Annotated in this window: 12 protein-coding genes; 3 read left to right on the top strand and 9 right to left on the bottom strand. The window is 29.9% G+C overall.

Annotation, left to right across the window (positions count from 1 at the left end; all coding sequences use genetic code 11):
* Positions 1–15: 15 nt before the first annotated feature.
* The 4 genes from secA to V7R38_RS11150 all read right to left on the bottom strand — a co-directional run bounded on the left by secA (position 16) and on the right by V7R38_RS11150 (position 4,924).
* Entirely contained in the window at positions 16–3,354 is a 3,339-nt protein-coding gene (secA, locus tag V7R38_RS11165) for a preprotein translocase subunit SecA (protein ID WP_334058462.1), read from the bottom strand.
* Positions 3,355–3,495: 141 nt separating this feature from the next.
* The gene (locus V7R38_RS11160) at positions 3,496–3,717 is read right to left on the bottom strand and encodes a DUF2795 domain-containing protein (RefSeq protein WP_015479930.1); all 222 of its coding nucleotides are present in this window, start codon (positions 3,715–3,717) and stop codon (positions 3,496–3,498) included.
* Positions 3,718–3,807: 90 nt separating this feature from the next.
* Complete coding sequence (locus V7R38_RS11155; RefSeq protein WP_334058459.1) at positions 3,808–4,383, bottom strand: cob(I)yrinic acid a,c-diamide adenosyltransferase; 576 nt, start codon at positions 4,381–4,383, stop codon at positions 3,808–3,810.
* Positions 4,384–4,441: 58 nt separating this feature from the next.
* Positions 4,442–4,924: a hypothetical protein gene (locus tag V7R38_RS11150; RefSeq protein WP_334058457.1), complete on the bottom strand. Its 483-nt coding sequence runs from the start codon at positions 4,922–4,924 to the stop codon at positions 4,442–4,444.
* Between the two features lie 79 nt (positions 4,925–5,003).
* Between V7R38_RS11150 and V7R38_RS11145 the strand changes: the two genes are divergently transcribed.
* The gene (locus tag V7R38_RS11145) at positions 5,004–5,510 is read left to right on the top strand and encodes a DinB family protein (protein ID WP_334058455.1); all 507 of its coding nucleotides are present in this window, start codon (positions 5,004–5,006) and stop codon (positions 5,508–5,510) included.
* Between the two features lie 24 nt (positions 5,511–5,534).
* Positions 5,535–5,759 (top strand): hypothetical protein, encoded by a 225-nt coding sequence (locus tag V7R38_RS11140; RefSeq protein ID WP_334058453.1) that lies wholly within the window; start codon positions 5,535–5,537, stop codon positions 5,757–5,759.
* A gap of 59 nt (positions 5,760–5,818) precedes the next feature.
* On the opposite strand, the gene V7R38_RS11135 is transcribed toward V7R38_RS11140, so the two are convergent.
* Together V7R38_RS11135 and V7R38_RS11130 are read right to left on the bottom strand one after the other, a co-directional pair.
* The gene (locus V7R38_RS11135) at positions 5,819–6,163 is read right to left on the bottom strand and encodes a hypothetical protein (RefSeq protein ID WP_334058451.1); all 345 of its coding nucleotides are present in this window, start codon (positions 6,161–6,163) and stop codon (positions 5,819–5,821) included.
* Positions 6,164–6,318: 155 nt separating this feature from the next.
* Positions 6,319–8,523: an endonuclease MutS2 gene (locus V7R38_RS11130; RefSeq protein ID WP_334058449.1), complete on the bottom strand. Its 2,205-nt coding sequence runs from the start codon at positions 8,521–8,523 to the stop codon at positions 6,319–6,321.
* Positions 8,524–8,560: 37 nt separating this feature from the next.
* On the opposite strand from V7R38_RS11130, the gene V7R38_RS11125 reads away from it, so the two are divergent.
* A complete protein-coding gene (locus V7R38_RS11125; RefSeq protein WP_334058447.1) occupies positions 8,561–9,226 on the top strand; it encodes a uracil-DNA glycosylase in 666 nt (221 codons plus the stop codon).
* On the opposite strand, the gene V7R38_RS11120 is transcribed toward V7R38_RS11125, so the two are convergent.
* From V7R38_RS11120 to V7R38_RS11110, 3 genes are all read right to left on the bottom strand, one after another.
* Positions 9,210–10,223 (bottom strand): glycosyltransferase family protein, encoded by a 1,014-nt coding sequence (locus tag V7R38_RS11120; RefSeq protein WP_334058445.1) that lies wholly within the window; start codon positions 10,221–10,223, stop codon positions 9,210–9,212. The two genes, V7R38_RS11125 and V7R38_RS11120, sit on opposite strands and share 17 nt — an antisense overlap.
* Positions 10,220–11,098 (bottom strand): UDP-2,3-diacylglucosamine diphosphatase, encoded by an 879-nt coding sequence (locus tag V7R38_RS11115; protein ID WP_334058443.1) that lies wholly within the window; start codon positions 11,096–11,098, stop codon positions 10,220–10,222. Before V7R38_RS11115 ends, V7R38_RS11120 begins: the two co-directional genes overlap by 4 nt.
* A gap of 262 nt (positions 11,099–11,360) precedes the next feature.
* Complete coding sequence (locus V7R38_RS11110; protein ID WP_015479940.1) at positions 11,361–11,498, bottom strand: hypothetical protein; 138 nt, start codon at positions 11,496–11,498, stop codon at positions 11,361–11,363.
* Between the last annotated feature and the right edge of the window lie 2 nt (positions 11,499–11,500).

Raw genomic sequence — 11,500 nt, 5'->3', positions numbered from 1 at the left:
AATAGTTTGGTTAAATTAATTTACCAAAACCCATTCACCTTTTTGAATTAAAGGAATTGCTTGTTTAAATTTCACAACCTTTTCTTCTCCACTCATTACATTTTTAATGGTAACGCGTTCATTTCTACCAATTTTTGGTTGTTCTCTCACAACAGTTTCTACAGGTTCTGAAGATTGCTGACGAGAATTTTGAATGGCTTGTTCTGTGGTATTTTGCACATCAGCTTTACTAGTACTTAAGTTTTCTCTTTTTTGCTGACGAGCTTCAGATATCTGATTTCTATCTTGTGCAGGTAATTCACCTTTGAATAAGAAAGATAAAACCTCTCTATTAATCTCGTCTACAGTTCTCTTGAACAATTCAAAAGCTTCAAACTTATAGATTAATAAAGGATCTTTTTGCTCATAAGATGCGTTCTGTACAGATTGTTTTAAATCATCCATTTTACGTAAATGATCCTTCCAGTTTTCATCTATAATAGCAAGCGTAATATTCTTTTCGAAATCTGTAACCAAACTTTTACCTTCAGTTTCGTATGCTTCTTTTAAATTGGTAACAACTTGTAAAGATTTAATTCCGTCTGTAAAAGGTACTACAATACGTTCGTATCTATCACCTTCATTTTCGTAAACATCTTTAATTACAGGGTATGCCAATACTGCATTTCTTTCAATCTTGTCTTTGTAATGTTTAGTTACAATATCATACAATTGATCTGTAATTTCTTTTTCTGATAACTTGTTAAACTCATCTTCAGAAATAGGTGAAGTCATAGAAGAAAAACGAATTAATTCAAATTCGAAATTCTGAAAATCTTTAACTCCTTTATTTTTTTGAACAATAGATTCGCATGTATCGTAAATCATGTTTGCAATATCTACTTGCAAACGTTTACCATCTAACGCATTTCTTCTTCTTTTATAAACAAACTCACGTTGAGCGTTCATGATATCATCATATTCTAACAAACGCTTACGAATACCAAAGTTGTTTTCTTCTACCTTTTTCTGAGCTCTCTCAATAGATTTAGAAATCATAGAATGCTGAATTACTTCACCTTCTTTAAGGCCCATTCTATCCATCATTTTAGCAATTCTATCTGAACCAAATAAACGCATTAAATTATCGTCTAAAGCGACGTAGAATTGAGAAGAACCAACATCTCCCTGTCTTCCTGCACGTCCTCTAAGCTGTCTATCAACACGTCTAGAATCATGTCTTTCTGTACCAATAATAGCTAAACCACCAGCCTCTTTTACTTCTTGAGATAGTTTAATATCCGTTCCACGACCAGCCATGTTTGTTGCAATAGTAACAACACCAGGTTTACCTGCTTCTGCTACAACATCTGCTTCACGCTTGTGTAATTTTGCATTTAAAATATTATGTGGAATTTTACGCATTTGTAACATTCTACCTAGTAATTCAGAAATTTCTACTGATGTTGTACCTACTAAAACAGGTCTTTTTTCAGCAACTAATTTTACGATATCGTCTATAACTGCGTTGTATTTTTCACGAGCAGTTTTATAAACTAAATCATCTTTATCATCTCTTGCAATTGGCTTATTTGTAGGAATTTCTACAACATCTAATTTATAGATTTCCCAAAATTCACCAGCTTCTGTAATGGCTGTACCTGTCATTCCAGAAAGTTTTCTATACATTCTAAAATAGTTCTGTAGAGTTACAGTTGCAAAAGTTTGTGTAGCATCTTCAATTTTTACATTTTCTTTAGCTTCAATTGCTTGGTGTAAACCATCAGAATAACGACGACCATCCATGATACGTCCTGTTTGTTCATCAACAATCATCACCTTGTTTTCCATCACTACATACTCAACATCCTTTTCAAAAACAGTATAGGCTTTTAAAAGTTGATTCATGGTATGAATACGTTCGCTCTTAATACTAAAGTCTTTATACAAGTCTTCTTTTAAAACTGCTTTTTCTTCTGCAGTTTTTTCAAGTGCATCAATTTCACCAACTTTTACACCAATATCTGGTAATACAAAGAAGGTGTCATTATTTGTTTTTTCTGATAAATGTGCAATTCCTTTATCAGTTAAATCAATTTGATTGTTTTTTTCCTCTACAACAAAATATAAATCTTGATCTATTTCTGGCATCAGCTTATTATTATCTTGCATGTAGGTATTCTCTGTCTTTTGCAGAATTTGTTTAATACCTTCTTGAGATAAAAATTTAATTAATGCCTTGTTTTTTGGTAAACCTCTGTGAACTCTTAGTAACAATTTACCACCTTCTTTTTCATCGCCTTCTGCTAATAATTTCTTAGCTTCTGCTAGTACTTTTACCAAGTTTTGCTTTTGTAAAGACACTAAATCTGATACTAAAGGTTTTAGCTCGTTAAATTCATGTACATCGCCTTTTGGTACAGGACCTGAGATAATTAAAGGTGTTCTTGCATCATCAATTAATACAGAATCTACCTCATCTATAATTGCATAATTTGGCGCTCTTTGTACCAAATCGTCTTTAGAGCTAGCCATATTGTCTCTCAAATAATCGAAACCAAATTCATTATTTGTACCATAAGTAATATCTGCATTATAGGCTTTTCTACGTGCATCTGAATTTGGTTGATGAAAATCGATACAATCTGTAGATAAACCATGAAATTCAAAAATAGGAGCCATCCAAGCTCTATCACGTTTTGCCAAGTAATCATTTACGGTTACTACATGAACTCCATTACCAGTTAAGGCATTTAAGTAAACAGGTAGTGTAGAAACTAACGTTTTACCTTCACCTGTCATCATTTCTGCAATTTTACCTTGATGTAAAACAGAACCACCAATTAATTGCACATCATAATGAATCATATCCCAAGTTACAGGCTTACCTGCAGCATCCCAAGAATTGGCCCAATACGCTTTATCATCTTCTAGAGAAACATTGTCTTTTTGTGCAGATAGTTCTCTATCAAAAGGAGTTGCAGTAACCTCTAATTCTTCGTTTTCTACAAAACGTTTTGCAGTTTCTTTAATAACAGCAAATGCCTCTGGCATAATATCTGCCAAAACTTTTTCTGATATCGTATAAGCTTCGTCTTTTAATGCATCTATTTCTGCATAAATATCTTCTTGTCTGTCTATATCTGCAGCTTTAGCCTCTGCCTCTAAAACAGTAATTTTATCATCTAAGGTTTTTGTAGCTTCTTTTATTTTTTCTTTGAATGCTAAAGTTTTTGCTCGTAGCTCATCATGAGAAAGATTGGCAATCTCTGCTTCAAATTTCTTAACATTGTCTACAATTGGCTGTAATAATTTTAAATCTTTCTCTTGCTTATCACCAACAAAGAGCTTTATTACTGAATCTAATATACCCATTATCAAATTTTTTTATCAGTTAAAATTAACTGTATTATGTGTTTTACATCAATAAAATTCTATTTGATTTTTTTCTACGCAAAAGCAGAAAAGAAAACAAAAAAAAAGCCTCTTTAGAGACTTTTTATATTTTTATTGAGTTTAGTATTCGTCCTCATTCCAAAGATAATCATCTTCAGTTGGATAATCTGGCCAAATTTCTATAATTGAATCATAAGCATCACCTTCATCTTCAATGTCCTGTAGATTTTCAACAACTTCTAAAGGAGCTCCAGTTCTAATAGCGTAATCTATTAATTCGTCTTTGGTTGCTGGCCAAGGTGCATCTGCTAAATAAGATGCTAATTCTAACGTCCAATACATTTCTTATTGTTTAATTTTTGTGCAAAAATAATTTTTTTGCTGAATTATGCAAGTCTTTTTTAAGAAATATAACATCAATAAAAAAAGAACTTAATTATTTTTGGTAGGAATCCATTTAATTTCGTCTACCTGTAGTTGTTTAGACAACATTCGTGCCAACACAAAAAGGTAGTCAGAAAGTCGGTTTAAGTATTTTAAAATGTCAGAATTTATAGTTTCTTCGTCATTTAACTCAACACACAAACGTTCTGCTCTTCTACAAACACATCTTGCTACGTGACAGAATGACACAGCCTGATGTCCTCCAGGTAAAATAAAATGCGTCATTTGAGGAAGCTCAGCATCCATAGCATCAATCTTGTTTTCTAAATATTGAATAGAGTTTACATTTACCTTAGGTATATTTAAACGTTCTTTTCCAGATTTTAACGTTTCTTTTTCTGGTGGAGTAGCTAACATAGCTCCTAAAGTGAACAATTCGTTCTGAATATTTAATAAAGTTTCTTTAGTGGCTTCATTTATATCTTGATCTTTAATTAAACCAATATAAGCGTTTAATTCATCTACAGTTCCATAACTATCAATTCTTAAATTGTATTTTTTAACTCTTGTACCACCAAAAAGTGCAGTTGTACCTTCATCACCAGTTTTAGTATATATTTTCATGAATTGTTTGTGTTATTTACAAAGCATCAAAGTTACGAACTTTATGGGTTTAGATATGTTAAACTCTTATTATAAAATGCTCCTTGGCTTGTTCAGGTCTTAAGAAAATTAATCCGTAGAAATAAGTGTTTACAGTAACTATATTTTTTGTTTCTTTAATGAAGTTTAACCAAGTTGATGTATTCTGTTTTTTTTTGTATATATCTGTAATTATGATAATTAAGTCTTTTTTTAAGTCCATAAACTGTAGTTCATCCACATTTATGAAAACTATTTTAAAGTTATCATTTTCTGTATTTTTAACTTTATCACTTGCAAAGTAAATTTGCTCAACTTCGAAATAATTGATAATTTTTGAAAGTATTTTTACTTTTTTCTTACTTAATTTTTGAAGCTCTACATTCTGCTCAATTAAACTAGATTTTTGTGATTTTTTGTAAAGACCTTTAGTTACAAAGTTGTAAACAAAAGGAGAATGAACTCCATGTTGATTGGTAGATTGAATTAAAAATTTTAAATAAGAGAAGAATGGATATAACATTAATCTTATTGGTTTACAAAATATTTAAGTTTTGCAAAAATGACTAAATTCGTTGTATTAAACTATAAAATAGCAAGAAATGGTTCCTAAAAATGAGTATGCACCTTATTTTGAACAGTATTTACAATTAGTAAATCAAGAAAAAAGTATAGTAGAAAATTTAGTAGCATCACAAAATGATTTTGAGCAGACACTAAGTAATATTGATGCCTCAAAACATAATTTTGCATATGATAAAGGTAAGTGGACCTTAAAAGAATTGATACAACACACCATAGATACTGAACGCGTTTTTATTTATAGAGCCTTATGTTTTGCTAGAAATGATAAAACAGATTTACCAGGTTTTGATCAAGATATATTTACACAAAATGACAATGCTAACCAAAGGGAATTTGATGAGTTATTGAACGAAATGAAGGTGGTTAGAGAAAGTTCTATTGCACTTTTTCAGAGTTTTTCTGATGAAGCATTTCAAAGAATTGGTGTAGCTTCTAATAATACGATGTCTGTTAGAGCTTTAGGTTATTTATTTTCTGGACATCAAATACATCATTTAAACATAGTTAAAGAAAGATATTTGTAACTTTGTGGTATATATTTTTATAAAATGGAATTACCTAAATTTTTATTAGCAGATAACAGCAAGTACCCAGAAGATATTTTTGTGCTGCATACAGAGTTTCCTAGATTTATGATTAATCTAAAGGATGATGAAGTAGAATGGTTTGAAGATTTAACAGGAGAAAATGAAGAAGATATTGCTACAGAATTGGCTGTTTTAATGGATAAAGCAGGCGAATTCTATGATGAGGAAATGAAAATTTACGAATAAAAAAAAGCCCAATTTAGTTACTTAAAACTAATATTGGGCTCCAACTAACCAACCAGTTGTTATTTTAATTTCAATTTTACAGGAACTTTGTAAACTTCTCCCTGTTTTGCGCCTACAGCGTTTAATTTTTTATAGTTTAATTTATTCTTTACGTAAGTATTAAACTCAGTTTGATTGCAATCAACAGTTAAAATGACAATTTCATTGTCTTTGTTAATCATAAATGAAACTTCAACTTTTTCTGCTTTTTTAAATTCGATTGGAATTTTTTTACCAAGCATAGAAACTATTTCAGTTCTAATTTCTTTGGTTACTTTAGAAGGGTTTTTCTCTGAGGCTGATGTAGCAATTACGGTTGATAAGCTAAGAGCAATAATGGCGATGATTGATTTTAAATTTCTCATAATAAGTGTGTTAAGTTAAACGTATATCAATAAGACTTGAGAATTTTAAAAACGTTTCAGCAAAAAGTGCACTTTAATAATTTCTTAACATCATTTAACTGAAATTAAGAGTTATACTAAGTTTTATTAAGAAAGTTTAAGAGATGAGTTGCTAGCTATTTAGCCTTTTCTACCAACTCAATTTTATTAAGTGTAGTTTTTGTAGTAAAAACGCCATAATTAATGGTAACGTTTTTTCTGTCTATTTTATCTATGGTACCAACTGAGTTAGAATCTATGATTCTTACTCTATCATTTAGTTTGTAAACGTATTCAGATTTTGCTTTTGCAATTTTAGCTTCTTCTTTTTTCTTTTCTTTTCTAACCTCAACTACTTTTTCTAAAACCTCTTTTTCTACCTTTTTAATTACTTCTTGAATTTGTTTTTCTACAACTTTGGCTTTTTGTTTCTGAGATTTTGTCTTTGGCTTAATTGGGTTTTTCTTGGCATGTTTTACTTTTTCATCTGCAACCCATTTATTAAAGCTCGCATTTAATTGCTTTTTATTATTGGTCTGAAAGTATTTATTTAATAGCTCATTAACCTTTCTACCCAGAGAAAGCATTTTTTGATTTTTATCGTAAAGTTCTTGAAAACCAGATAACTTTTCTTGAATTCTCAATTCTTTCTCCTGCAAACTTTCTAGATGTTCTTTACCTTTTTCTTTTTGGTTTTCTAAACTATCAGAAGTTTTTTGTAAACGATTTCTTTCTTTCTGTAATTTAGAAATGGTTTTATCTAAACGTACTTTTTCTGTTTCAACGCGTTTTTTAGCTTTATTGATTAAGCTAAATGGTATACCGTTTTTCTGTGCAACTTCAAAAGTGAAAGAACTACCTGCTTGACCTATAAAAAGCTTGTATAAAGGCTCTAAAGTGCGCTCATTAAACTGCATGTTTGCATTGGTTACATTATCTAATTCATTGGCTAGAACCTTAAGGTTAGAGTAGTGGGTTGTAATAATTCCGAATGCTTTTTTATTATAAAATTCTTCTAAGAAAATCTCGGCTAAAGCTCCACCTAATTCAGGATCAGACCCTGTACCAAATTCATCAATTAAGAACAATGTATTTTCATTACATTTTCTTAGAAAGTATCGCATGTTTTTTAAGCGATAGCTGTATGTACTTAACTGGTTTTCTATAGATTGATTATCACCAATATCAGTTAAAACAGTATCAAAAATATAAGTTTCACTTCGTTCATCAACAGGAATTAAAATTCCACTTTGTACCATGATTTGAAGTAAACCTATGGTTTTTAGAGTAATACTTTTACCACCTGCATTTGGTCCTGAGATTACAATGATTTGCTGTTGCTCATCTAAATGAATGGTTTGGGCTACCGTTTTTAATTTTTGTTCCTTATTCTTTTTCCATAAAACAGGATGATAAGCATCTTTAAAAAAGATTTTCTTTTCCTTAGAAATTTTAGGCAGAATTGCATCCATATCTTGAGCATATTTAGCTTTTGCACCAACTGCATCTAAATGAATTAAAAATTCTAAATACTCTTCTAGCAAAGACACCATTGGTCTGATTGTATCTGCTAAAGCTCTTAAAATTTTAATTACCTCTTGTTTTTCTTCGTAAACTAAATTTTGATATTCTCTGCTGTAACCCAAAGTAGCTTGAGGAGCAATATATACAATTCCACCAGATTTTGAAGACCCTAATAAACTACCAGCAACTTTTCTTCTATGCATGGCAGAAACAGCCAAAACTCTTTGATTGTCTACAATAGTTTCTTTAATATCATCTAAATAACCTGCAGCAACTGCCTTAGATAAAGCTGAAGAAAAACTAGAACCAATTTTACCTCGAACATTGTTGATATCTCTTCTAATTTGTTTTAGCGCTGAAGAAGCATTGTTCTTAACTTCACCAGAAATATCAATTATTCGTTTAATTTCATCATCTACGTAAGTTGTAAATTCAATTCCTTGAGTTAATTTATAAAATGTAGGAAATAGAACTTGAAATTTTTTAAAAAACTTAATTTGTTCGTTAACTGTGAGTGATGTAGCTGCAATTTTTAAAAAAGCATCTGTTTCAATAAAACTATTTTCAATAGCCAACCTTTTTATGCTTTCAGAAATATTATCAAAACCATGATTCGGAATTCTATTTTCGTTCTGAAATGAAGATAGGTATTCATCTACCAAATGCAATTCTTTAAATAAGTATTTTCTACTATAAATTGGTTTGGTTTCTAGTACTCTTTGTTTTCCTAAACCAGAAATACAAAACTCTGAAATGTGTTGTAATACTGTAGAAAATTCTAAATCTTGAAGTGTTTTTTCTGATATATTTTTGCTCAAAATGGTATCTTTGACTTTATTACAAAAATAAGAAACAATGCAGGTAAAAATAGCTGAACCTTGGAAAAATATTTTAAATCAAGAATTTGAGAAAACCTATTTTAAAGAGTTGGCTAATTTTGTGAAAAACGAGTATACCAACTTTACTTGCTATCCAAAAGGTAATGATATTTTTGCTGCATTTGATTATTGCGATTTTAACGATTTAAAAGTAGTTATTATTGGGCAAGACCCTTATCATGGGCCAAATCAGGCAAATGGTTTGTGTTTTTCTGTTAAAGATGGCATTACTCACCCACCTTCATTAATAAACATTTTTAAAGAAATTACTACAGATTTAAATGTTGATTATCCTAAAAGTGGCAATTTAGAAAGATTGGCAAAGCAAGGTGTTCTCTTATTAAATGCTACCTTAACAGTTAGAGCACATGAACCTGGTAGTCATCAAAAAAAGGGTTGGGAAACTTTTACAGATGAAGTTATACAACAAATTTCTAAAGAGAAGGAAAATGTAATTTTTCTATTGTGGGGTGGTTTTGCAAAGAAAAAGGCAAAATTGATTGACAAAAAGAAGCATCACATTTTAGAGTCAGGGCATCCATCACCCTTAAGTGCAAATAGAGGATATTGGTTTGGCAACAAACACTTTTCTAAAACCAACGAAATCTTAACTTCTTTAAATAAATCTAAGATAGAATGGTAGGCAAAATGGTTTCATTGTAATAAGGCAACAGAATTGATTCTATAATATCTTCTGTAGTATCTCTATATTCGATGTTTTTTACGGGTTCTGAGCTTAACCATTTGGCAATTATTGGAATTCTTTTTTTATTTAATTTTTTAAGAACTGGCACACCCATTTGTTGTAGAGCTAATGCATTGCATTTTTGCTCATATTGATTTTTCATAGGTATAACCATTAAACGTTTGCCTAAATACAAAGCTTCTGCTGGTGTTTCAAAACCAGCACCACATAAAACTCCGTTAGAAGATGCCATACTTTTTATAAAGTCAAATTCATTTACAGGATAAATAGTAATATTCTTTTTAAATATTAAACTTGTGGTTTCTCTAGAAAAAATATGCCATTTAACAATCGGAATCTGTGAAAGGATTTTGGCAATTTTATCGTGATTATATGCTGGTAAATACACAGTATAATGCCCTTTGTTAGATACTTTGGCGTTTCTAATTTTCTTTCTTATTATTGGAGTAAATATTGATGAATTGAAACTTGTAAAATGAAAACCAAACTTATTTTTAGAGGGTGCATAATATTTTAAAATCCATTTTTCTATCAAATGCTTATTATATTTTGGAGATGCATCATTCAAAACTGCATTTTGATGACTCAATGAAACCAGTTTACAGTTATTTAATTTTGCAGCCCAAGCAGAAACAGGCTCAAAATCATTCAGAATTAAATCATATTCTTTAAGAGAAAGACTTTTTACTTCCTTAAAGAATCTTCTTAAATTCATTTTTTTATAGCTGTTCCAAAAATCAATACCCCCTTTTTTACCATGGGTAAAGTTTAATCCGAAAAATTTATATTTAATTGGATGATCTAGTTTTATTTCACAGTCATTCCCACTAATTAATAAATCTAGTTCGCCTTTTGCTTTTAAAAAGGGTATAATTTCTTGAGCTCTTGTGATATGGCCATTTCCTGTGCCTTGTATTGCATAAAGTATTTTCATATTGTTGGTTTTTTTGTGCCTTGAATATCAAATTCTTTTAACAGTTCGTTAAATAATATATTATGATCTTTTTTCTTTTTCTTTTTTTTCTTTTTTGAAGTAAGTTCTAGGCCTTTAGCTAATTCATCTTTCTGATATTCATACAAAGTCCATTCATTGTTATTGTATTCTAGAGCCGTTAAATTCTCTATCCAATCTCCAGAATTTAAATACAAAGTCTCACCCTTATTATTTTCTATTTTTCTTATTTCTGGTTGATGAATATGACCACAAACCACAAAATCGTAATTATTATCAATAGCTATGTCTGAGGCTGTTTTCTCAAAATCATTTACAAATTTTATTGCGCCTTTTACACTGTTTTTGATTTTTTTAGAAAGAGATAACTTTCCATATCCTAATAGTTTACTACACCAATTAAAAAAGGTGTTTAGAATAATTAGCAAATCGTAACCTTTACCACCTAATTTTGCCAACCATTTTGAGTGTTTCATGGTAACATCAAACACATCACCATGAAAAATCCAGGCTTTTTTGTTGTCTAGATTTAAAACCAATTTGTTTACTATTTCTAAATTACCAAGCTTAAAACCTTTAAATTTTCGAAGCATTTCATCATGATTACCTGTTATGTAATACACTTCTGTTTTTTTGGTTAGTAAAGAAGTAATATGCTTTAAAACATTCATATGACTTTTTGGAAAGTACCTTTTATTAAATTGCCATATATCTATAATATCGCCATTTAACACTAATGTTTTTGGTTGGATGGTTTTTAAATAGTTTAATAATTCTTTTGCTCTACAACCATAAGTACCTAAATGTACATCTGAAATTACTACTAATTCTACTTGACGTTTTTTGATTTTTGCCATTCTTTGATGTTAAATAAAATGCAATGGAAATAGGATTATTTTAGAAGTTAATATTGTTAAAAACAATGCTTAAAACTAATTTCCTTTGCTTTGGTTTAACCAAATATAAAATGGTAATGTGTTGTTATTGTGAAGTTAAAATGATTATTGAGTAAGCTAAACTTTATGAAATTGTATAATAAATGTTTCATAAATATTAAGCAAAGAGAAATCCACTTAGAGAAGTGGATTTATTGAATTTGAAATTAAGAAACAAAAAGATTTAAACTAAATCTTTCTGCTTTACGATTGTTTGGGTAGTTACATCATCAGCCAAACCACATGAACTCGATGTGCTTCTGCAAGAAGAAAAACAAATTATTCCTAAAATACAAACTGCAATAAATACTACTTTTTTCATTC

The sequence above is a fragment of the Polaribacter sp. P097 genome (genome assembly GCF_036864555.1).
In the GTDB taxonomy this organism is placed as follows: Bacteria; Bacteroidota; Bacteroidia; order Flavobacteriales; family Flavobacteriaceae; genus Polaribacter.
This window is presented reverse-complemented; position numbering and strand designations above follow the sequence as displayed.